Genomic DNA, 21,743 nt, shown 5'->3' with positions numbered 1-21,743 from the left:
CCGCCTCCGGGCATTGCGGGGGCCCTCCATTCCGTCCCCCCATCGGCCTGACCAGATGACGCGCCTTGCGCTGCCCCTGATATTCCTTGCGCTCTGCCTCGCCTCCGTCCTGACCGGCGTGAGCCGCATGAGCCTGGCCTCCCTCTGGGCCTTCGAGGCCGGAGCCTGGCTTACCCTGACCGCAAGCCGGCTGCCGCGTCTTGCGGCGGTGGTGCTCAGCGGCGCCGGGCTGGCGGTTTGTGGCATCATCCTGCAGCAGATCCTCAGAAACCGCTTTGTCGAACCCGCCACCACCGGCGGGCTGGAGGCCGCGAAACTCGGGATCCTTGTCGCGATCACGCTGGCGCCGGGGCTGGGCCAGGTCAGCCGCATGGCGCTGGCGATGGTGTTTTGCCTGGCCGCGAGCCTGATCTTCGTCGCGATCATCAGCCGCATCCGGTTTCGCGACACGGTTTTCGTGCCGGTTGCCGGATTGATCTACGGCGCCGTGCTGGGGGCCATCGCCGAATTCTACGCCTGGTCGCATAACATCTTGCAAGACATGCAGGGCTGGATGCTGGGCGATTTCTCGCGGATCGTGCAGGGGAATTACGAGATCATCTGGCTGATCCTGCCGGTCGTCGTGGTGACCTATGCCTTTGCCCGCCGCTTCACCCTTCTGGGGATGGGCGAGGAAACGGCGACCAGCCTCGGGCTCAGCTATGGCGCGATGGTGGCGCTTGGCCTTTTGCTGGTTTCAGCCACGGTGGCGGCGACGGTGATCGCGGCCGGGACCATTCCCTTTGTCGGACTGGTGATCCCGAACCTTGTGCGGCTGACCCGTGGCGACAATCTCGCGCGGACCCTGCCGCTGGCCGCAACCGGCGGCGCAACCTTGCTGCTGGCCTGCGACCTGATCGGGCGCGTGGTGATCTGGCCCTATGAGGTGCCGGTCGGGCTGACCGTCGGCGGGATCGGCGGGCTGATCTTCCTTGCGCTGATCCTTCGGAGGCGGAGATGACCCGCCCCCTTGCGATCACCGCAGCGCTGATTGCTCTGGCCCTGCTCTATGTGGCATTGGGGTCGGGCCTCGATTTCGGCTATGTCATCCCGCGCCGCCTGATCAAACTTGCCGCAATGGTGACCGGCGGCATTGCGGTCGCACTGGCCTCGATCACCTTCCAGACCCTTGCGGGCAACCGCATCCTGACCCCCGCCGTCATGGGCTATGAGGCGGTCTGCCTGATGATGCAGGCGCTGCTGGTTCTGATCCTCGGCACCGGGAGCCTGATACTCTGGGGTGGTCAGGGGTCGATCCTGATCACGCTGGCGGCCATGCTGGCCTGGTCTTTCCTGCTGCATCACTGGCTGTTTCGCCGCGCGCGGGGCGATATCTGGTTCCTGATGCTGGTGGGAATCGTGCTGACCATGCTGATTTCCACCTTCACCCAGTTCATCCAGCTGCGGATCAGCCCGGGAGAGTTCGCGGTCTTCCAGGGGTTTGCCCAGGTCTCGTTCGAACGGGTCGAGACCACGCGTCTGATCGTCTCGGCCCTCGCCCTGACCCTGGTCGCGGCGCTGATCTGGCGCCGGGTGCCGGTGCTGGATGTGATGGCGCTTGGCCGCGACCAGGCGATCTCACTGGGCGTCGACCACGGGCGCGAGACCCGCCGTCTTCTGGCGCTGATCGCGGTCCTGGTGGCAATATCCGTCAGCCTGATCGGCCCCACCGCGTTCATGGGGATCTTCGTTGCCAATGCCGCCCGCGCCATAGCGCGCGGTCCCGGCCACCGCCAGACGCTGCCGGCTGGTGCAGCCGTGGCCATCGGGCTTTTCCTGCTGGCCGATCTGGCAGCAGCGCAGGTCTTCGACCACCGCACGACGGTCGGCATCCTGATCAACCTCACCTGCGGCGCCTGGTTCCTGCTTTTGATGCTGCGCCGCCGGAGCTTTGCATGACCCCCCTTATACGCCCCTGGACACCGCCATGATCACCACCACTGACCTCTCGATGAAACATGGCAGCCGCCTTGTGCTGTCAGGGCTGACGACCGCTTTCCCCCGGGGGCAGCTCAGTGCCGTCATCGGGCCGAACGGCGCCGGGAAATCGACGCTTCTGATGCTGATGGCCCGCCTCGCGCGCCCTTCCAGCGGCAGGGTCACCGTCGCTGGGCAGGATATTGCCACGCTCCCACCTGCCGCTTTCGCCCGCCAGGTCGCGACCCTGCGCCAGTCGCCCGGCGTCGATCTGCGGCTGACGGTCGGGGATCTGGTCGCCTTTGGCCGTTTTCCCTATAGCCGGGGCCGCCTTGATGCCGCCGACCGCCGCGCGATTGACGAGGCCATTGCGCGGCTCGCGCTCGGTCCTTTGCGCGACACGCTGATCGACGAGCTGAGCGGCGGCCAGCGCCAGATGGCTTTCCTTGCCATGACCATCGCCCAGGACACGCCCTGCCTTTTGCTCGACGAGCCGCTGAACAATCTCGATATCCGTCATGCCGCCGGCATCATGCGCGCGCTGCGTGACCTTTGCGCGGATCGTGGCCGCAGCGTGATCGCGGTGATCCATGACATCAATTTCGCGGCCAACAGCGCCGACCATATCCTCGCCTTGAAATCCGGGCGGCTGCATTCCGCAGGCCCGGTCGATCAGGTCATCACCGAACCCAATCTGCAAGACCTCTACGGTCTCGATTTCCGGATCCTGCCACGCCCGCAGGGGCGGATCTGCGATTATTTCACCCCGAAAGGAGAACCGGCATGACCCGTTCCAATCCTCTGAGCCGCTGGCTTATCGTCCTGGCCGGCAGCTGCCTTATTGCTCCATCGGTCGCGGCGGCCGAAACCTTTACCCCGGTGACGATTGAGCACGCGCTTGGCACCACTGTGATTGAAAGCCGCCCCGAACGTGTGGTGGCGCTGGATATGAACGAGCTGGATTTCCTCGACCGGCTTGGTGTGCCGGTGGTTGGCACCGCCAGGGATTTCGTGCCACATTTCCTGGCGAAGTACCGCGATGACCCTGCGGTGGCCGATGTGGGCATGATCGTGCAGCCCAATGTCGAAAAGGTCCACGCCCTGCAACCGGACCTCATCCTGATGACCTCGCTCCAGGCCGCGCATTACCCCGAGATGAGCAGCTTTGCCCCGGTGATCCATTATGATGTCGATTACCGTGACAGCAGCTCGGGCCATATCCAGGTGGTCGAGGACCATTTCCTGACACTGGCGCGGATCTTTGGCAAAGAGGATCTGGCGAAAGACGAGATCGCCGCGCTGGAAGCCAGGATCGCTGCGCTCCGCGGCCTGACCGAAGGCCGCGCGGAGCGCGCATTGCTGGTCTTGCATAACAATGGCGGCTTTTCGGCCTTTGGACTGAAATCGCGCTATGGCTTTGTTTTTGATGCCTTGGGGGTAAAGGCGGCCAATGAGGCGGCCGAGACCGGGCTGCATGGCCAGCCCGTCACCAGCGAATTCATCCAGGCCACCAACCCCGACATTATCTATGTGATCGACCGCACCGCCGTGATGGAACACCGCCCGGTGCTGGATGCCGCCACCATCGAAAACCCGCTCTTGCGCGAGACCGCGGCCTGGAAGGCGGGCAAGGTGATCTTTGTCGACCCCGAGGCCTGGTATACCACGGCGGCCAGCATCACCCCGCTTGAGATCATCATCGACGATATCCGCAAGGGCTATGAGTGAAGGCCAGCCCCGCGCAGTCCGCAACCGGGCGCGCGTGGTCCTTGCCATGCCTGCCCCGGGCTGCGAAACCCCTGATGTCGCTTTCCCTGCGAAAAGGAACCGGTTCGATGCTGCAAAAACCCGTCGCACAGGGCCTCTACGAAATCGTCCACTCAGCCCGCCAGGGCGCGGTGTTTGTCGCCTCTGCCGGGGGGCGCGGCGAGGGCGACCCGCCGGCGCAGATCCTGAAACTCGACCCCGGAACCCTGGAGCCACTGGCCCGGATCGCGCTGCCGGGCAAAGGCTTTGGACTTGCGCTCGATGATGCGGCGGACCGGCTTTACATCACCGACGCGACCGATGCCTCGGTCACCGTGGTCGATACCGCGACGGGCACGGTGACGGGCCAGGTGCGGCTGGCAGAGAAGACCACCGATGCCGAGGGGCGCACGGGCTTTCCCTTTCATTGCCGCGAACTGGCGCTGGATACCACCGCGGGCAAGCTCTACGCGCCCTGCCATTCGATGCAGGACAGCGTGCTATGTGTGATCGACACCGCCCGGCTTGAGGTCGAGGCCCGGCTGACCGGGTTCGGCTTTGTCGCGACCGGCATCGCGACCGACCCGTCGCGCCAGCGGCTCTTCCTCTCGAATGCCGAAGGCCAGGTGATCACCCTCGCGACCGACACAGGACAGATCACCAGGACTGTGGCGACAGCGGGGGATCAGCTGATGAACATCGCGCTGGATCCGGCGGGAGGCAGGGTTTTCGCGACCGATCAGGGGCATGAGTTCTTTGAAACCCTCTGGGCGCGGCACCTGCCCGGCTACAGCCGCAAAGGGTCAGGGAACCAGCTTCTGGTTCTCGATGCCGAGACCGGTGCGACGATCCGCCAGATCCCGACCGGCGCCGGCCCGCTTGCGGTGCTTTATGACGCAGGCCGGCAACTCATCTGCGTCACCGAGCGCAGCGGCGCGGCGGTCAGCCTCTTCGACAGCGAAAGCTATGCGCTGAAAGACCGGATCACGCTTGAGGGGCACCCGAACAGCCTCGCCCTCGATGACCGGAACGGCATTCTTTACGTGACGGCCAAACAGGGCGAGACCGGCAGGCCGGAAGAACCCGACCTCGTGGCGCGCATCGCGCTGTAACTCCACCCTGCCCTTGCCCGTTCCGGTCTTCGCAGGCAAGAAAGGCCAAGGTTGCACGGGGTGGACAGGATGGATCACGACACAGACGCCCTGGTGATCGGGGCCGGCCCCGCCGGGCTGATGGCGGCGGAAGAGCTCGCGAGGGCCGGGCGCCGCGTGGTGATCTGCGAGGCAAAGCCCAGCCCCGCGCGCAAATTCCTGATGGCCGGGAAATCCGGGCTGAACCTGACCAAAGACGAGCCGCTGGCCGCGTTCACCGCATCTTACAGCCCGCCGGACTGGCTGGCGCCGATGCTGGCGGAATTCGGGCCGGGCGAGGTGATGGAGTTTGCGCGCAGCCTGGGCCAGGAGGTGTTTACCGGATCTTCCGGCCGGGTCTTTCCGGTGGCGATGAAGGGCTCGCCATTGCTGCGCGCATGGCTTGCACGGCTGGCATCCCTCGGGGCAGAGCTGCGCCCCCGCTGGCGCTGGAGCGGGTTCGAGGGGGCGGCCTTTCGCTTTGACACCCCGGAGGGCCGCCGGATGCTGACGCCCCGCGTCACCGTGCTGGCTTTGGGCGGCGCGAGCTGGGCGCGGCTTGGGTCGGACGGCGCCTGGACGCCCTGGCTGTCCGCACGAGGCGTGGACATTGCCCCCTGGCAGCCCGCGAATATGGGGCTGTCGCTCACCTGGTCGGCCCATATGGAACGTCATTTCGGCCAGCCGGTCAAAGGCGTTTCCCTGAGCGCCGGAGGCATGACCAGCCGGGGCGAATTCGTGGTCTCGGCACGGGGCCTCGAAGGGGGCGGTCTCTATGCGCTGTCACGCCCCTTGCGGGAAGGCGCAGATCTTGTGCTGGATCTGCTGCCCGCGCTGTCAGAGCCTGAGATTGCGGCGCGGCTGGCGAAGATGCGGGCCGGCGAAACGCTGGTGAACCGGTTGCGCAAGCTGGGCCTTGCGCCGGTGCTGGTGGCGCTGGTGATGGAATTCGCGCGCGACGCTCCGCTTGCGGCGCTGAAACGGCTGGTGATCCGCCATGACGGCCCGCGCCCGCTGGATGAGGCAATCTCGGTCGCGGGCGGTATCCGGCGCACCGCGCTGAGCCAGGATCTGGAGCTGACCGCCCTGCCCGGGGTCTTTGCCTGTGGCGAGATGCTGGACTGGGAAGCGCCGACCGGGGGCTATCTGCTGACCGGCTGCCTTGCTACGGGCCGATGGGCGGGGCAGGCGGCGGCGCGGATCGGCTGAGCATGCAAGCGGGGCTTTTACACCCCCCGCAGAGTATTTGTGTCAGGAGGAGCGCATATGGTCGCAGACCCTGTGATGGCGGTCATCCGGTGATCTTCCACCTCGCTCTCTCTTGCGCGACGGTTCGGGCGAAGGCGCCAGGGGCAGGCTTCGCCAGGCCGCTTTACTGCAGCGGGACCTGATAACGCTCAGATCCGGTCTTTGCGTGCGGCGGTGGCGGCATCTCCGGTATTGGGCGTGCCCGCCGGCTCGATCAGCAGGATCGAGGCCTCTTCCGCCGCCATCGGGCAATGTTCGACACCTTTCGGAACGACGTAAAGCTCGCCCGGGTTCAGAGTGACATTGCCATCCCTGAGCTGGATCGTGACCTGGCCGTCGAGCACAAGAAAGAAATCATCGGTATCGGCATGCGCATGCCAGGTGAACTCGCCTTTGATCTTCACCAGCATGACGTCATGGCCATTGAAATCGCGGATGATTTTCGGCGACCAATGATCCTGGAACAGCGCAAGTTTGTCGCGCAGGTTGATCGCGACAGGCGCTTTGCTCACCGGCTCAGCCCGCCCGGCAGGTTCGGCAGGTCAAGCGCGCCAAAGCCGTAATGTTTCAGCCAGCGCAGGTCGGATTCAAAGAAGGCGCGCAGATCGGGGATGCCGTATTTCAGCATGGCAATCCGGTCGATCCCCATACCGAAGGCAAAGCCCTGCCATTTATCGGGGTCGATGCCGCCGGCTGCCAGCACCTTCGGATGCATCATACCGGAGCCGAGGATCTCCATCCATTTGTCGCCCTCGCCGATGCGGAGCTGGCCGCCGACATTGGAATAGCGGATATCGACCTCAGCCGAAGGCTCCGTAAAGGGGAAATGCGAGGCGCGGAAGCGGAGTTCGACCTTGTCGACCTCGAAAAAGGCGCGGCAGAATTCCTCAAGCACCCATTTCAGATTGGCCATCGAGATGTCGCGGTCGATGGCCATGCCTTCGACCTGGTGGAACATCGGCGTATGGGTCTGGTCCATATCCATGCGGTAGACACGGCCCGGGGCGATGACGCGGATCGGCGCGCCCTGGTCCAGCGCCGCGCGGATCTGCACGGGGCTGGTATGGGTGCGCAGCACATGCGGCGGGCGGTTGTCGCCTTCGGCGCGGTGCATGAAGAACGTGTCATGCTCCTGGCGCGCGGGGTGTTCCGGCGGGATGTTCAGCGCGTCGAAATTATACCAGTCGCTTTCGACCTGCGGGCCTTCGGCGACCGAGAACCCCATATCGGCGAAGATCGCGGTCAGCTCGTCCATCACCTGAGAAACCGGATGGATGCTGCCCTGACGGCGCGGGTGGCCCGGCAGCGTGACATCAAGCCATTCGGATTTCAGCCGCTCGTCCAGCGCCGCATCGGACAGCGCGGATTTGCGGGCGCGAAGGGCTGTGTCGATCTCGGTCTTCAGCTCGTTCAGATGTGCGCCGGCGGCCTTGCGTTCCTCCGGGTCCATCTTGCCCAGACCCGCCATCAGCGCGGAAATCTCGCCCTTCTTGCCAAGCGCGGCAAGGCGCACCTCTTCCAATGCGGCCTCATCGGCGGCACCGGCCACGGCTCCGATATATTTGCCACGGATTTCGGTCAGATCCATCGGAGCCCCCGGGTTAGATACGGCTGAATTGCGGCTCTGGGACTAGCCGGGCGGGGCCGCGATTGCAAGGGTCGCAGGGTCCGGGATTTGTGGTTCAAAAGGTCCGGCGCCGCGCTCAGTCGCCATAGGGCGGCGGCAGTTCGGAGGAGGGGCAGAAACTGTAATCCAGATCCATCAGCCCGTCGAAGATGTGAAACGCCTGCTGATTGCGGATCTCGATCACGCCTTCATTCAGGCTTTCAAGGCCGGTCTCCGCCTCGGCGCAGGTCACGGCATAGCTGTAACGCGCACCGCCCTCAGAGGTGAGGCCTTCGAAACTGCACATCCCATAGCGATTGTTGAAACCGCCCGCATGAAGGTAGATCAGCGTCGCGTCATTGCCGCTGCCACATTCCTCGCCGGCCTCGACATAATAGCCCTCCTGCAGCGGCAGACCCTCCGCAGCCAGGGCAGGGACAGCCAGCAGCGGGCTGAGCAATGCGGCGGCGATGGCTGGGACAAAGCGGTGAGACATCTGTTCTTCCTTCGAAAACTCTCGCTCCATCCCTGACGACGGACGGGTATAAAGACAAATGACATTGCCCGTCATGAGGTATGAGCGGCAGGAAACGGCGCAAAAGAAAACCCGCGCAAAAGCGCGGGTTTCCGGATCATTTCGCTTTTCGTCAGGCCGGATCAGGCCAGAGCAGCGCGGGCCTTGTCGGCGATCGCGTTGAACGCCTCCGGCTCATGCACGGCGAGATCGGCGAGGACTTTGCGGTCCACTTCGATCCCGGCTTTCGCGAGACCGTCGATCAGGCGCGAATAGGTGAAGGCCGGGTCGAACAGGCGGACAGCAGCGTTGATACGCTGGATCCACAGAGCGCGGAACTGCCGCTTGCGGACCTTACGGTCGCGGGTGGCGTATTGCTGCGCCTTGTCAACGGCTTGCGTTGCAGTGCGGAAATTCGTCGAACGGGCGGCATAGTAGCCCGAAGCCGCCTTGATCACCTTGCGGTGGCGGGCGTGGGTCACCTTACCGGATTTAACGCGGGACATCTGTGTCTCTCCTTACCGGTTATAGGGCATGTATTTTTTGACGATCTTCGCGTCGGAATCGTCCAGGATCATGGTCCCGGTCGCCTGACGGATGAAGGTCGTCGAACGTTTGATCATGCCGTGGCGCTTACCGGCCACACCGGCCTTCACACGCCCCGAGGCGGTGAAGGAGAACCGCTTTTTAGCAGCGGATTTCGTCTTCATTTTGGGCATTTTACACTCCAGTGTTTTCACGCGCGACGCGGCATGCCACTTCCGCCGGTCTCGCGGTTCTTCCGAAGCCGTCCCTATAGGGGGTTCCGTCTCGCGGGGCAAGGGCCAATCGGCCCCGCCCGTCAGGGCATCTGCCACTCGTCCGTCAGGGCATTTTCGCAACCGCCCGTCAGGGCAAATAGCGGGCGACGACAGTGAGCATGACACCGGGAATTTCCGCCGGCCGGTAGCCGCCGGGCTTTTGCGTCCAGGCCACAATCAAAAGCGCCGCCGAGAGGATCACCATAAGCGTTCCCATCCGCGGCGCCCTTCCGTCAACCCAGCCTGCAAGCATCGTGGGGATGGTAAGAACCGCCATCACGATTCCCACCGTCAGCAACAGATCCGAATCCACGTTGCCCCCGCCCAAAAACCTTTGTTCGGGTTCAGGTTAGCCGGGATCGACGCGCGAAATCAATCTTTCATCACAGGGCGCAACCCTGAGGATATTGGTCGAACCGGGCACGTTGAACGGCACGCCCGCTGTGACCACGATCTGATCCTTTTCATCGGCGAAGCCAGCCGAGCGCGCAGCACGGATCGCGGACAGCACCGCGCCCTTGAAGCGCTCCTGCTCCGGTACGATCACGCAATGCACCCCCCAGGTCAGCGCAAGGCGGCGCGCGGTCGAGACCAGCGGCGTCAGCGCGATCACCGGCACATGCGGCCGCTCGCGTGCGACAAGGCTCACGGTCTGGCCGGACTGGCTGAAACAGGTGATGGCCTTGATATCGGTGGCCTCGGCGATCTCACGCGCGGCGGCGACGATCCCATCGGCCACGGTCTCGCGCTTGACCACGCGGCTGGCGTCGATGATCGAAAGATAGGTCGGATCGGCCTCGACCGAACGCGCCACATTGTCCATCGTGGTGACGGCCTCGATGGGGAACTTGCCGGCCGCCGATTCCGCCGAGAGCATCACCGCATCGGCGCCCTCATAGATCGCGGTCGCCACATCCGAGACTTCGGCGCGGGTCGGCATCGGGTTTTCGATCATCGATTCGAGCATCTGGGTCGCAACGATCACCGGCTTGGCCGCAGCGCGCGCCTTGCGCACCAGGCGTTTCTGGATCGGCGGCACCGAATAGACCGGCAGCTCGACGCCAAGATCGCCGCGCGCCACCATGATCCCGTCGGAAACCGCGAGGATTTCCTCATAGGCCTTCACCGCAGCGGGCTTTTCGATCTTCGAGAGGATCGCGGCGCGGCCTTTGGCAAGGGCGCGGGCTTCAAGCACGTCTTCGGCGCGCTGCACGAAGGAAAGCGCCAGCCAGTCGACACCGAGCTCACAGACGAATTCCAGATCCTTGCGGTCTTTTTCGGACAGAGCCGCCAGCGGCAGCACCACGTCCGGCACGTTCACGCCCTTGCGGTTCGAGATCACGCCGCCGACCTCGACCACGCAATCGGCGAAATCCTTACCGCATTCGGCGACTTTCAGCCGGATCTTGCCGTCATTGACCAGCAGCGACGCGCCGGGTTCCAGGGCTGCAAAAATCTCGGGATGCGGCAATTGCACCCGGGTCGCATCGCCCGGCGTCGCGTCGAGATCGAGGCGGAATTTCGCGCCATCGGCGAGATCATAGCCGCCATCCGTGGCAAAGGCGCCAACCCGCAGTTTCGGCCCCTGAAGATCGGCCAGAATGCCGATCGGGCGGCCAAGATCATGTTCGACCTGGCGAATGATGGTATGACGTTCACGGATGTCGTCATGGGTGCCATGGCTCATATTCAGGCGGAACACATCGGCTCCGGCGGTGAACAGCTGGCAGATCATGTCATAGGTGCTGGAAGCCGGGCCCAGCGTTGCCACAATCTTCACGTTACGGTGACGGCGCATATGCCATCCTCCTGTCTCGGGTTTCGCGTTACGATGTGGGCCAACCGCGTTATGGCGCAGAATGTTAGCGCCCGCAACAGAACGATTTGTGACGCGGGACCTTTCCTTCCCCTGGCGCTCGACCAGGGCGTGGGGTTAGGATAGCCCGGTAAAATATCGGGCAGATTAACAGGCGGGATCAGCAGACCAATGCAGCATGAGGCGTTCCGGATCGAGGGCGAGGACCGCCCCGGCCCCTGGCTGGTGACCTGTGACCATGCGACAAACCGGGTGCCGGACTGGGTCGCGGGCGGCAGTCTCGGCCTTCCCGCCGCTGACATGGCGCGCCATATCGCCTTTGACCCCGGCGCGCTCGGCCTGTCGCGCGCTTTGGGCGCGGCGCTGGACAGCCCGGTGATTTCCTCGGATTTCTCGCGGCTGGTGATCGACCCGAACCGGGGCGAGGATGATCCGACGCTGGTGATGCGGCTTTATGACGGATCGGTTGTTCCCGCGAACCGCCGCATCGGCCAGGACGGGATCACCGAACGGCTCAACCGGCTTTACCGCCCCTATCATGCCGCGCTGGAGCGGCTGGCGGCGGCGCCCTCGTCTTCACTCTCGCCTTCCGGCCCGCGTGCCATTGTCGCGATCCATTCCTTCACGCCCTGCCTGCGCGGCCGCCCGCCCCGGCCCTGGCATGTCGGCGTGCTGCATTCCCATCTCGACAGCCGGCTCTCGGCGGCGCTGCTGGCAGAACTGGCCTTTGAGACCGATCTCTGCATTGGTGACAACGAGCCCTATTCCGGTCATCTGCCCGGCGATTCGATCGACCGCCACGCCCTTGACCACGGGCGTCACAATACCCTGATCGAATTGCGCAACGACCTGATCGAAACGCAATCGCAACAGGCGGCCTGGGCCTCAAGGCTCGCCCCGATCCTGTCCCGCGCCCTGACCCACGCCCTTACGGAGACCAGCCATGTCTGACACCCCGACCATCGACGACCAGACCCGGACGGAACTGGAGGCCGCCACCTTCCGCGCCCTGATGCATCACCTGCTTGAGGCGCGGCCCGATGTGCAGAACATCGACCTGATGACGCTGGCCGGATTTTGCCGCAACTGCCTGAGCCGCTGGTATCAGGAGGCCGCCGCTGAAAAGGGCATCACCCTGACAAAAGATGCAGCGCGTGAACAGGTTTACGGGATGCCCTATGCCGATTGGGTGGCCGCGAATCAGACAGAAGCCGGGCCAGAGAAACAGGCCGCCTTCCGCGACGCCTTTGCGCAGAACGTCCCCGGAAAGGGCTGAGCTTCGCCTCCCTGTGGCTGCAACAATCACAGCCCGGGCGGACCTCCGTTTCTGTTCCGAGAACAGTTAAACAACCATTGGCTGATCCGCTTGACTCGCGGTCACCCAGCGCGCATCGCTTTCACATTATGTCATTTTTTGGGCAGTGGGGGCTGTTGTTATGGAATTGCTGTTTCTTCTTCCGGTTCTTTTGGTTGGCGGGATCTTTGTCGCACTTGACGACAATGATGACGATGATGATCGCGACGCGCCGGACCAACCGCATGTCCAGGAGGGGACCGAAGGGAATGATACCCTGACCGGCAGCGGTGAGAATGACATCCTGCGCGGCCATGGCGGCATGGATTTGCTTTATGGCGGCGACGGCGCCGACCGGCTTGAAGGCGGCGCGGGCGATGACGCGCTTTATGGCGGCACCGGCAATGACACATTGCTGGGCGGCGACGGCAATGACCGGCTGTTCGGCGAGCTTGGCGACGATACCATCTATGGTGGCGAAGGCGATGATTACGCCGAGATCCTGGCCGGCCAGGGCGATGATCACTTCTTTGGTGGCGCGGGAAGCGATACGCTGAACGCCTCGCAGTCGGATGGGGATATCCTTGCCCGTGGCGGCGCCGGGCGCGACATCATGCATACCGGCAGCGGTGACGACACGCTTTACGGCGATGCCGGCAATGATGCGCTGCGTTCGCTGGCCGGGTCTGATGTTTTCTATGGCGGCGTGGGCAATGACTATATCCGCTCGGTCGACCTGAACCCGGATTTCATCGGTAATGACCAGCTCTTTGGCGGTGACGGCAGTGACCGGCTGACCGCAGATGGCGGCGATACGCTGACCGGCGGCGCGGGCCAGGATATCTTTGAGCTTGATCATCGCGGGCTGGGCGAAGGCGTGATGACGGTCACCGATTACGACCCTGCCGAAGATCAGCTGCATATCCATGTGCTTGAAGGGCCGGAGCTGCCGGACGTCGCGCTTCGCGCCAGCGAGTCGGGCACCGGCACCATCGTGACTGTGAACGGCGTGGATGAGGTGCTGCTGGAAAACATCGCACCTGGTGATGTGAACAGCGATGATTTCTTCATAACCCGCCATGACACGCCGGTTCCGGTTCCGACCCCGGTCGCCGCAGGCGAGCCGTTGATTTCGGTCAACTGACCCTCGGATCACGACAGTCCGGCATAGCAAAGGGCCGCCCCGTCACCAGGGCGGCCCTTTTCCTTGCGGCGCTGTTCCGGCGCGCTGCGGTGCCTCAGACGGCCGCCTTGTTCATCTCGTCGAGATAGATCTCACGCATCCGCGCCGCGACCTTGCCAGGCTTGCCCCCGCCAATCGCTGCACCATCCAGCTCGACCACCGGCATCACAAAGGCCGAAGCCGAGGTGATGAAGGCCTCATCCGCCGCTTTGGCCTCTTCGACGGTGAAAAGCCGCTCTTCGATCTCGAACTGCGCCTCTTTGGCGAAGCGCAGCACCGCCGCCCGGGTGATCCCGTGCAGAATATCCGACGACAGCGGCCGGGTGATGATCTTATTCCCTTTGACGATATAGGCGTTGTTCGAGGTGCCCTCGGTCACATGACCATCCTCGGTGAACCAGGCATCATCAACCCCCGCCTTTTTCGCCATCATCTTGCCCATCGACGGGTACAAAAGCTGCACCGTCTTGATGTCGCGCCGGCCCCAGCGGATATCTGGAATCGAAATGACCTTCAGCCCGGCCTTCGCCTGCGGATTGTCGGCAAGGCCCGTCTTCGACTGGGTAAACAGCACCACGGTCGGCGCCACCCCCGGCCCCCAGACGAAATCGCGATCCCCGGGATTGCCGCGCGTGACCTGAAGGTAAACCATCCCTTCGGTGATATTATTAACCTTCACCAGCTCGCGATGCACCGCGAGCCAGTCATCGGCGCTCAGCGGATTGTCCATCTCCAGCTCGTCCAGCGAGCGCTGGAGCCGCGCGATATGGCCGCCGAAGTCGATCAGCTTGCCATTCAGCACCGAGGTCACCTCGTAAACCCCGTCCGCCATCAGGAAACCGCGGTCGAAAATGGAAACCGTGGCCTCGGTTTCGGGCAGATACTGGCCATTCACATAGACGGTGCGGGTCATGAGACTATCCCCAGAGTTGGCGTTCGGGCGGATGAAGCTGCGACAGATCGTAATGCAGCGGGTGGGGCCGGTCTTCTGCCAGCAAAAGCGGCCCGTCAAGGTCTACATAAGCCGCGCCCTGCGCCAGCAACACCGCGGGCGCCATTGCAAGCGAGGATCCGACCATACAGCCAACCATGATGCCAAAGCCCTGCGCCTGCGCCGCTGCGCGCAAGGCCAGCGCCTCGGTCAGCCCGCCGGTCTTGTCGAGCTTGATATTGATCACATCATAGCGGCTTCGCAGCGCGGCGAGGCTTTCGCGGTCATGGCAGCTTTCATCGGCACAGACCGGCAGCGGGCGCGCCATTTCCGCCAGCGCCTCATCCTGCCCCGCCGGGAGCGGCTGTTCGACCAGCACCACCCCCATTTCCACGAGGCGCGGCGCAAGATCCTGATAGACCTCCGGCGTCCAGCCCTCATTCGCGTCGATGATCAGCCGCGCTGCGGGCGCACCACGCCGCACCGCCTCAAGCCTGGGCATATCATCAGCCGTGCCGAGCTTGATCTTGAGCACCGGCCGGTCTGACGCCGCCCGCGCCGCCGCCTCCATCGCGGCAGGCTCCGCCAGCGAAAGCGTGAAGGCCGTCGTCACCAAGGCGGGTGCCGGCAGTCCTGCCAGCTCCCAGGCCCGGCGACCAGAGGCCTTCGCCTCCAGATCCCAGAGCGCGCAGTCAACCGCATTCCGCGCAGCCCCCGCCGGCAGCGCCGTTTGCAGCGCCGCCCGTGTGATCCCGGGCGGCAGGCCCGCAATCTCGGCCAGCACCGAGTCGAGGCTTTCGCCATAGCGCGCATAGGGCACGCATTCGCCCTGCCCGGTGGCGCCCCCCCGCGTCACCTGGACCGTCACCACCTGCGCCTCGGTTTTCGAGCCACGGCTGATGGTGAACACCTGCGCGAGGCGAAAACGGGCGGTCGTGGCGGTGATCATCGCGGGGGTCTCCTGTCCGGGCGACATTTTCCGCGCCGCCGGAAAAGGGCAAGTGAAAAACAGCGCCGCTTTGCGGCATGGATTTTCTGCGCACGCAAATTCTCCTTGCAAGCGTAAAAGCAACAATCTAACCAAACCGGCAAGCATAGCGTAATATGATTGCCAAAGGATGCGCCCATGAGCTTTCGCCTCCAGCCCCCCGCCCCCGCCCGCCCCAATCGCTGCCAGCTTTTTGGTCCGGGCTCACGGCCGGCGCTGTTTGAAAAGATGGCGGCCTCGGCGGCGGATGTGATCAACCTCGATCTCGAGGATTCGGTGGCGCCCCAGGACAAGGATCAGGCGCGGCAGAATATCATCGAGGCGGTGAATACCATCGACTGGGGGAAAAAGACGCTCTCGGTCAGAATCAACGGGCTGGACACGCCCTGGTGGTATCGCGATGTGGTCGAGTTGCTGGAACAGGCGGGCGAGCGGCTGGATCAGATCATGATCCCCAAAGTCGGTTGCGCCGCCGATGTCTATGCGGTGGACGCGCTGGTCACTGCGGTTGAACGTGCCAAGGGCCGCAAAAAGCCGATCAGCTTCGAAGTCATCATCGAAACCGCCGCGGGTATCGCCCATGTCGAAGAAATCGCCGCTTCCAGCCCCCGTATGCAGGCCATGAGCCTCGGCGCCGCCGATTTCGCGGCCTCGATGGGGATGCAGACCACCGGTATCGGCGGCACCCAGGAAAACTATTATATGCACCGCGAAGGCGCCAAATACTGGTCCGACCCCTGGCATTGGGCCCAGGCCGCGATTGTCGCCGCCTGCCGCACCCATGGCGTGCTGCCGGTCGATGGGCCCTTCGGCGACTTCTCGGATGATGAGGGCTTCCGCGCCCAGGCTCTGCGTTCGGCCACCCTGGGCATGGTCGGAAAATGGGCGATCCACCCGAAACAGGTGGCGCTGGCCAATGAGGTTTTCACCCCATCCGAGGCCGCCGTGACCGAGGCGCGCGAAATCCTCGCAGCAATGGAGACCGCCAAAGCCGCAGGCCAGGGCGCCGCGACTTACAAGGGCCGGCTGATTGACATCGCCTCGATGCGCCAGGCCGAGGTGATCGTCCGCCAGGCCGAAATCATTGCCGGGACGTGAAGAGAATCCGTTGACACACTGCTTTTACAATGTGCAACATCACCTCAACCCGGCCCGCCTTTAAGGCGAAGCTGAAAGAACACCCGCGCCGCGACCACAGGGAGAGGAGGCCCTGCGCGGCAAATGGGAGGAAGCACACCCCGTGGCGAAAGCTGCGGGGTGTTGCCATTTCAGGCACCCCATTTTTTGCACCCCATTTTTGGTGTCTCGCATCTGGCTGAACGACGAAGCCTCCGGCGGGGATATTTAAGGACAGAAAATGGAAGCAGCACAGTACTCCGCTCATTTTCTGTCCCTAAATATCCCGGGGGTGAGCGGCACAGCCGCGAGGGGGCTGGCCCCCTCTGCTTCTCGGCCTGTCACGCGCGGCGTCAGTTGCACTTTGCCCCCGCCCCCTCCATATAGGAGGCGATCAGAATAAGGGTCCAGCGCATGATCTATCTCGATTTCGAAAAGCCCCTGGCCGAGATCGAAGGCAAAGCCGAGGAATTGCGGGCGCTTGCCCGGAAGGATTCGGCGATGGATGTCACGCGGGAAGCCGAAGCGCTTGACCGCAAGGCCGAGACCGCGTTGCGCGATCTCTACAAGAATCTCTCTGCCTGGCAGAAATGCCAGGTGGCGCGCCACCCGGACCGGCCGCATTGCCAGTCCTATATCGACGCGCTCTTTACCGAATATACCCCGCTCGCCGGTGATCGGGCCTTTGCCGATGACCATGCAGTCATGGGCGGTATCGCGCGGTTCAACGATCGCCCGGTGATGGTGATCGGGCATGAAAAGGGCCATGATACCAAGACCCGGATCGAGCATAATTTCGGCATGGCCCGCCCCGAAGGCTATCGCAAGGCGATCCGGCTGATGGATCTCGCCGACCGCTTCAGCCTGCCGGTGGTGACGCTTGTCGACACGCCCGGCGCCTATCCGGGCAAGGGCGCGGAAGAGCGCGGCCAGTCCGAGGCCATTGCGCGTTCGACCGAAAAATGCCTCTCGCTGGGCGTTCCGCTGATCTCGGTGATCATCGGTGAGGGTGGCTCGGGCGGCGCCGTAGCCTTTGCGACCGCGAATCGCGTCGCGATGCTTGAGCATTCGGTCTATTCGGTCATCTCGCCGGAAGGCTGCGCCTCAATCCTGTGGAAGGATGCCGAGAAGATGCGCGAAGCGGCCGAGGCGCTGCGCCTGACCGCCCAGGATCTGCAAAAGCTTGGCATTGTGGATCGCATCATCAAAGAGCCGGTCGGCGGCGCGCAGCGCGCCCCCTCGGAGGCGGTCGATGCGGTTGGCAAGGCGATTGCCGCAATGCTGGCGGAACTGACCGACAAGAAGCCGGCGGCCCTGCGCAAAGACCGCCGGCAGAAATTCCTCGACATGGGATCGCGCGGGCTGGCGGCCTGATCGCAGGCGCCGCCGCGCCCCTCACCGATAAAACTTCACTTGCTGATCAGGTGGCCCCTGGTCGACCGGATATGCCGGCGACCAGGTTTTGCCACATCTGACCCATATTAATACCTCACTCTTTAGGCAAATTCGATCAGAACGCATTGGAAGGATCTGATCGTGCCTGTAACGAATCTCATTGTGAACGGAACCTTCGATCAGGGCAGCACCGGCTGGTCCGGCACCGATCTGGAAACCAGCTACAATGAGGGCACCTATCTCGGGAATGGGTCACCCAACCGGGTTGCCGAGATGGATGGCGCCAGCAACCAGATCACGGTGATGTCTCAGGTGGTCCATATCGACCATGCCGGTTCCGTCCCGCTGGAATTCCGCACCGCGCTGCGCCAGGGCCAGCCGCTCGCCAACAAGGAAGGCTTCCGCGTCGATATCGTCGATTCAAACGGCAAGGTCATTTTTACGAAGTCGATCTATCCCCAGGGCCAGAGCTGGGAACTTCACAGCCTCAATATCGACTTCCCGAGCGCCGGAGATTACCGGGTCAGCTTTACCGAGCTTGGGGTGAACAACAGCTACGGCGCGATCATTGATGACATCTCGATGCTGGTCTGCTTTGTGGCCGGCACGCTGATCGCGACACCTGATGGCCAACGCCCGGTCGAAGATCTGCGCCCCGGTGACCTGGTCTTCAATGCCGAGGGCGATGCTCTGCCGGTCATCTGGACAGGGGCGCGCAGGGTCTCGATGGAAGACCAGATTGTCGATGAAAGCCTGCGTCCGGTCGTGTTCGAGCCCGGTTCGCTGGGCAAGGGTCTCCCGGAGCGGCGGCTTGCGGTTTCGCCGCAGCACCGGATGCTCGTCTCGGGCTGGAAGGCCGAGCTTTGGTTCGCGGAATCGGAAGTGCTGGTGCCGGCGATCTCGCTGGTGAATGGCAATACCATCCGCCAGACCACCGCCGATGAGGATGTGACCTATGTGCATTTCCTCTTTGAGGGTCATGAGATCGTCCTCGCCGAAGGGTGCCCGAGCGAGAGTTTCCATCCTGGTGACCATTCGCTGAAAGGGCTTGACCGCGCCGCGCGCGACGAAGTCCTCGCATTGTTCCCCGAACTGAATACCACGCCGGTCATCGCCGCGCGTCAGGTCATTCGCCGCAAACTGGCCTCGGTTCTCGCGAACTGAACGGGGGCGCTTTCGGGGTCAGCCCTGCGGCACAGAGGGTGGCGGGACCGGCGTCTGGCGGAAACCGGCCTCGGCCATCAGCCTGTTGGAATTGCTTTCAATCTCGTCCTCGATACGCGCAAGAAACTCGGGCAGGGGGAGCCCCGGCGCGATGCGCGGCAGGAATTCTATCACCGCCGCGCCCGGTTTGCGCAGGATGCTGCGCTTTGGCCAGAAGACCCCAACATTGGTTGCCACTGGCACACAGGGCTGGCCAAGCTGTTGATAAAGCAGGCCGGATCCGGCTTTATATGGCTTTACCACCCCTGGCGCGACGCGGGTGCCCTGCGGGTAGATCACCAGCTGCCCCGGATCCGCGCTTCCCTTCGCCACATCCGCTTTCATCTTCGCGATCGCCGCACCACGCCGGCCGCGATCAACCGGGATACAGCCGATCCTGAGCGCATATTGCCCGAGGAAAGGCGTGTAGATCAGCTCGCGTTTCATGATGAATTTCGGGCGCGGCAATGTGCCGAAAATCACCAGAATGTCAAAAAAGCTCTGATGTTTTGCGGCGACGATCACCTCGTCCTGCGGCACCTCACCACGGATCTCGGTGCGCAGGCCGCACAGGATCCGCACCGAGGCGATCACCCAGCGGGCGTAGAAATGGCAGGCGGCAAAGGCGCCGTCGCGCGACATCAGCGCCCAGGGTGCGAAGAGCACCGCGACCACGGCCAGCATGACATACATCTGGATCACGAAAATCAGCGACAACAGCCAGCGAAACACGATCATCTGAATTCCCTCAGCTTGCGCAGGGCGGCATAGCGGGTCGAGAAAAAGGCGACGAGCCCGACCAGCGGTGGCAGGATAAAGGGCAAAAGCCAGCCAGCGCCGGTAAAGCCAAGACCGGTCAGGAAGGCGCCGGCGGTATCGGCCCCCGGCAGGAACAGCATGCCGATCACCCCGGCCACCGCACCGGCACAGGCGCCGGCAAAGGCCCGCAGCGTGAAGCGCCGCACGAAAGCGCGGGCAATATACTGGTCGCGGGCGCCCACCAGCCGCAAGACGCGCACGACCTGGGCATTGGCCTCAAGCGAGGCACTTGCCGCCAGCGTCACCATCGCGGCCATAGCGGTGCCGATCAGCACGATCGACAACAGGCCCAGCAGCCGCAGCTTCGAGGCGGCTTCGGCCAGCGGACGACGCCAGCGGGTATGATCATCAAGAACCGCACCGGGCGCCTCGGCGCTGAGCCTCTGGCGCAGCCCCTCGGCATCATAGCCGGGATCGGCCTCGGTCACCTCGATCAGGCGCGGCAGCGGCAGTTCCTCGACCGGCAGCTCGGCCCCGAACCAGGGTTCCAGCAAAGCGCGGTTTTCCGCATCGGTGAGGGCGCGGGCGGCTTCGACCCCCGGCGTCGCGGCCAAAAGCGTCAGGATCGCCGCCGTCTGCTGCTCCATCTGCGCGGGCGGCGCCGAAAGGCGGATCGTCGAGGTCCGCGCCAGCGCATCCGACCAGCGCCCGGCGAGCCGGTCTGATGCCAGCGACAGCGCCATCGCGAAGACGCAGAGAAAGGTCATCGCGGCGGCGGTGAACGAAGTCAGCCAGGCGGTGTGGCCCGAAGGCGGCACCACGCGGTCAGATCGCGCATCCGGCGACATCAGGGCAAGGGCGCGGGAAATCGGTCTGGGCAGTTTCACAGATCCGCCCCCGCCAGCTGAATCCGCCGCTTTGAGATTCGCAGCACCCGGGTCGGGATCTGGTTCTTGGCCTGGCGGATCAGGTTCAGATCATGCGTTGCGATCAGGATCGTCTTGCCCATCCGGTTCAGTTCGACCAGCAGCGTCAGCAGCCTGAGCGACATTTCCCAGTCGACATTGCCCGTGGGCTCATCGGCGAGAATGATATCGGGGCCCATGATGATTGCCCGCGCCAGGGCCGCGCGTTGGCGTTCGCCGCCGGAAAGCGAGGGCGGCAGCGCATCGGCCAGATGCGACAGACCGACCCATTTCAACAGTTCGTCCAGATCGCCGCTTTCGCTGCGCCGCCCGGCGACCGTCAGTGGCAATTGCACATTGGCGGCAAGTGGCAGATGGTCGAGAAACTGCACATCCTGATGCACCACCCCGATCCGCCGGCGCAGGTTCGCCACGTCGTCACGCGGCAGCGATTTCACCTCACGGTCAAACAGGGTGACATGACCGGATGTGGGAAGAAGCTCGGCATAGGCAAGCTTGAGAAATGTCGTCTTGCCCGACCCCGAGGGGCCGGTCAGAAAGTGAAACGACCCCGGCGCCAGCTTCAGCGTCACATCCGACAGAAGCTCGCCACCGCCGTAGTTATAGGCTGCACTTTCAAAGGCAATCACTGCCCGATCCCCCTGCGATGCCTCCGCGACACCCCTGCGATACCACTGCGCGCCCGAGCTTTATGCGCGCTAACTCTGACAAACCATGACTTAATTCGCACGGCTCTCAGGGATTGTTCAAGTCCGGGACACATAGTCTTGGACGATTGCAGGATTATTGTTAGAAGAGAAAAGGGCTTAGCTTGGGGCGGGGTTTTTCATGTTACTGGCATGTCCAAATTGTGACGCCAGATACGATGTGCCGGATAATGCGATCCCGGAGGCCGGGCGCGACGTTCAGTGCTCGAATTGCGGCCATGCCTGGTTCCAACTTCCGGCTGAGTCGGTCTCAGACGGTCTGGCTGATGCCTTTGCGGAAGATCTGACAGGTGCTGATTTCGCCGATATCTCCGGCGGTGAAGGTAATACTGCTGAAAGATCAGAAAAAAATTACGAAGCCGCCGCTGTTTCAAGAGGGCCCGACCTCGTCGCGGGCAACTCAGATGTGACAGAGGCGGAAGTCT

Annotated in this window: 24 protein-coding genes and 1 pseudogene; 13 read left to right on the top strand and 12 right to left on the bottom strand. The window is 63.7% G+C overall.

The genetic code is table 11. The annotated features are described in order from the left end of the window. From JC607_RS16330 to JC607_RS16305, 6 genes are all read left to right on the top strand, one after another. Positions 1–1,000 (top strand): ABC transporter permease (locus JC607_RS16330; protein WP_370584837.1); only part of this gene is annotated, 1,000 nt, incomplete at its 5' end. Continuing rightward, positions 997–1,938, top strand: a complete 942-nt coding sequence (locus JC607_RS16325) for an iron chelate uptake ABC transporter family permease subunit (RefSeq protein WP_198837948.1) — start codon at positions 997–999, stop codon at positions 1,936–1,938. The genes JC607_RS16330 and JC607_RS16325, both read left to right, overlap by 4 nt. A gap of 28 nt (positions 1,939–1,966) precedes the next feature. Continuing rightward, on the top strand, positions 1,967–2,743 hold the full coding sequence (locus JC607_RS16320; protein ID WP_198837947.1) for an ABC transporter ATP-binding protein: 777 nt from the start codon (positions 1,967–1,969) through the stop codon (positions 2,741–2,743). Further along, positions 2,740–3,684 (top strand): siderophore ABC transporter substrate-binding protein, encoded by a 945-nt coding sequence (locus JC607_RS16315; RefSeq protein ID WP_198837946.1) that lies wholly within the window; start codon positions 2,740–2,742, stop codon positions 3,682–3,684. The genes JC607_RS16320 and JC607_RS16315 overlap by 4 nt, the downstream gene beginning before the upstream one ends. Positions 3,685–3,791: 107 nt before the next feature. Beyond that, a complete protein-coding gene (locus tag JC607_RS16310; protein ID WP_198837945.1) occupies positions 3,792–4,814 on the top strand; it encodes a YncE family protein in 1,023 nt (340 codons plus the stop codon). Positions 4,815–4,883: 69 nt separating this feature from the next. Further along, the gene (locus tag JC607_RS16305; protein ID WP_198837944.1) at positions 4,884–6,041 is read left to right on the top strand and encodes a TIGR03862 family flavoprotein; all 1,158 of its coding nucleotides are present in this window, start codon (positions 4,884–4,886) and stop codon (positions 6,039–6,041) included. Positions 6,042–6,229: 188 nt separating this feature from the next. Here JC607_RS16305 and JC607_RS16300 read toward each other — a convergent pair whose 3' ends face one another. From JC607_RS16300 to pyk, 7 genes are all read right to left on the bottom strand, one after another. After that, positions 6,230–6,592: a cupin domain-containing protein gene (locus JC607_RS16300; RefSeq protein WP_370584836.1), complete on the bottom strand. Its 363-nt coding sequence runs from the start codon at positions 6,590–6,592 to the stop codon at positions 6,230–6,232. Further along, on the bottom strand, positions 6,589–7,668 hold the full coding sequence (gene pheS, locus JC607_RS16295) for a phenylalanine--tRNA ligase subunit alpha (RefSeq protein WP_370584835.1): 1,080 nt from the start codon (positions 7,666–7,668) through the stop codon (positions 6,589–6,591). The genes JC607_RS16300 and pheS overlap by 4 nt, the downstream gene beginning before the upstream one ends. 115 nt (positions 7,669–7,783) lie before the next feature. Further along, positions 7,784–8,182: a hypothetical protein gene (locus tag JC607_RS16290; protein ID WP_198837943.1), complete on the bottom strand. Its 399-nt coding sequence runs from the start codon at positions 8,180–8,182 to the stop codon at positions 7,784–7,786. 161 nt (positions 8,183–8,343) lie between these two features. Beyond that, a complete protein-coding gene (gene rplT, locus JC607_RS16285; protein WP_092899821.1) occupies positions 8,344–8,706 on the bottom strand; it encodes a 50S ribosomal protein L20 in 363 nt (120 codons plus the stop codon). Positions 8,707–8,718: 12 nt separating this feature from the next. Continuing rightward, the gene (rpmI, locus tag JC607_RS16280) at positions 8,719–8,919 is read right to left on the bottom strand and encodes a 50S ribosomal protein L35 (protein ID WP_092899823.1); all 201 of its coding nucleotides are present in this window, start codon (positions 8,917–8,919) and stop codon (positions 8,719–8,721) included. Between the two features lie 169 nt (positions 8,920–9,088). Then, positions 9,089–9,313 carry a hypothetical protein gene (locus JC607_RS16275; protein ID WP_198837942.1) on the bottom strand — a complete coding sequence of 75 codons (225 nt, stop codon included), beginning with the start codon at positions 9,311–9,313 and terminating at the stop codon, positions 9,089–9,091. A gap of 36 nt (positions 9,314–9,349) precedes the next feature. Continuing rightward, entirely contained in the window at positions 9,350–10,798 is a 1,449-nt protein-coding gene (gene pyk / locus JC607_RS16270; RefSeq protein ID WP_198837941.1) for a pyruvate kinase, read from the bottom strand. Positions 10,799–10,987: 189 nt separating this feature from the next. On the opposite strand from pyk, the gene JC607_RS16265 reads away from it, so the two are divergent. The 3 genes from JC607_RS16265 to JC607_RS16255 all read left to right on the top strand — a co-directional run bounded on the left by JC607_RS16265 (position 10,988) and on the right by JC607_RS16255 (position 13,254). Further along, entirely contained in the window at positions 10,988–11,767 is a 780-nt protein-coding gene (locus JC607_RS16265) for an N-formylglutamate amidohydrolase (RefSeq protein WP_198837940.1), read from the top strand. A gap of 10 nt (positions 11,768–11,777) precedes the next feature. Continuing rightward, complete coding sequence (locus tag JC607_RS16260; protein ID WP_198837963.1) at positions 11,778–12,092, top strand: DUF1244 domain-containing protein; 315 nt, start codon at positions 11,778–11,780, stop codon at positions 12,090–12,092. A gap of 160 nt (positions 12,093–12,252) precedes the next feature. After that, a complete protein-coding gene (locus JC607_RS16255; RefSeq protein WP_198837939.1) occupies positions 12,253–13,254 on the top strand; it encodes a calcium-binding protein in 1,002 nt (333 codons plus the stop codon). 94 nt (positions 13,255–13,348) lie between these two features. Here the strand turns inward: JC607_RS16255 and JC607_RS16250 are convergent, their stop codons facing one another. Together JC607_RS16250 and dgcA are read right to left on the bottom strand one after the other, a co-directional pair. Beyond that, complete coding sequence (locus JC607_RS16250; protein WP_198837938.1) at positions 13,349–14,206, bottom strand: D-amino-acid transaminase; 858 nt, start codon at positions 14,204–14,206, stop codon at positions 13,349–13,351. 4 nt (positions 14,207–14,210) lie between these two features. Next, positions 14,211–15,173 (bottom strand): N-acetyl-D-Glu racemase DgcA, encoded by a 963-nt coding sequence (dgcA, locus tag JC607_RS16245; RefSeq protein WP_198837937.1) that lies wholly within the window; start codon positions 15,171–15,173, stop codon positions 14,211–14,213. A gap of 177 nt (positions 15,174–15,350) precedes the next feature. Between dgcA and JC607_RS16240 the strand changes: the two genes are divergently transcribed. The 3 genes from JC607_RS16240 (at position 15,351) to JC607_RS26090 (ending at position 18,887) form a co-directional block, all read left to right on the top strand. Next, entirely contained in the window at positions 15,351–16,310 is a 960-nt protein-coding gene (locus JC607_RS16240) for an L-malyl-CoA/beta-methylmalyl-CoA lyase (RefSeq protein ID WP_198837936.1), read from the top strand. A 432-nt stretch (positions 16,311–16,742) separates the two neighbouring features. Beyond that, positions 16,743–17,702, top strand: coding sequence for an acetyl-CoA carboxylase carboxyltransferase subunit alpha (locus JC607_RS16235; RefSeq protein WP_198837935.1), 960 nt, complete (start codon positions 16,743–16,745; stop codon positions 17,700–17,702). A 162-nt stretch (positions 17,703–17,864) separates the two neighbouring features. Further along, the gene (locus JC607_RS26090; RefSeq protein WP_198837934.1) at positions 17,865–18,887 is read left to right on the top strand and encodes a Hint domain-containing protein; all 1,023 of its coding nucleotides are present in this window, start codon (positions 17,865–17,867) and stop codon (positions 18,885–18,887) included. Positions 18,888–18,905: 18 nt separating this feature from the next. On the opposite strand, the gene JC607_RS16225 is transcribed toward JC607_RS26090, so the two are convergent. Genes JC607_RS16225 through JC607_RS16215 form a run of 3 tightly spaced genes read right to left on the bottom strand, consistent with a single transcriptional unit; the run spans position 18,906 to position 21,240 of the window. Beyond that, a complete protein-coding gene (locus JC607_RS16225) occupies positions 18,906–19,664 on the bottom strand; it encodes a 1-acyl-sn-glycerol-3-phosphate acyltransferase (RefSeq protein WP_198837933.1) in 759 nt (252 codons plus the stop codon). Beyond that, positions 19,661–20,533 carry an ABC transporter permease gene (locus JC607_RS16220; RefSeq protein ID WP_198837962.1) on the bottom strand — a complete coding sequence of 291 codons (873 nt, stop codon included), beginning with the start codon at positions 20,531–20,533 and terminating at the stop codon, positions 19,661–19,663. The genes JC607_RS16225 and JC607_RS16220 overlap by 4 nt, the downstream gene beginning before the upstream one ends. Positions 20,534–20,568: 35 nt before the next feature. Further along, positions 20,569–21,240, bottom strand: a complete 672-nt coding sequence (locus tag JC607_RS16215) for an ATP-binding cassette domain-containing protein (protein ID WP_198837932.1) — start codon at positions 21,238–21,240, stop codon at positions 20,569–20,571. Positions 21,241–21,439: 199 nt separating this feature from the next. On the opposite strand from JC607_RS16215, the pseudogene JC607_RS26085 reads away from it, so the two are divergent. Then, positions 21,440–21,535 (top strand): annotated as a pseudogene (locus tag JC607_RS26085) (zinc-ribbon domain-containing protein); the annotation flags it as partial. Between the last annotated feature and the right edge of the window lie 208 nt (positions 21,536–21,743).

Origin of the sequence: Paracoccus sp. IB05 (assembly GCF_016405985.1) — a bacterium.
In the GTDB taxonomy this organism is placed as follows: domain Bacteria; phylum Pseudomonadota; class Alphaproteobacteria; order Rhodobacterales; family Rhodobacteraceae; genus Pseudogemmobacter.
Note: the sequence above shows the minus strand (reverse complement) of the source record. Positions and strands in the feature narration are given on the sequence as shown.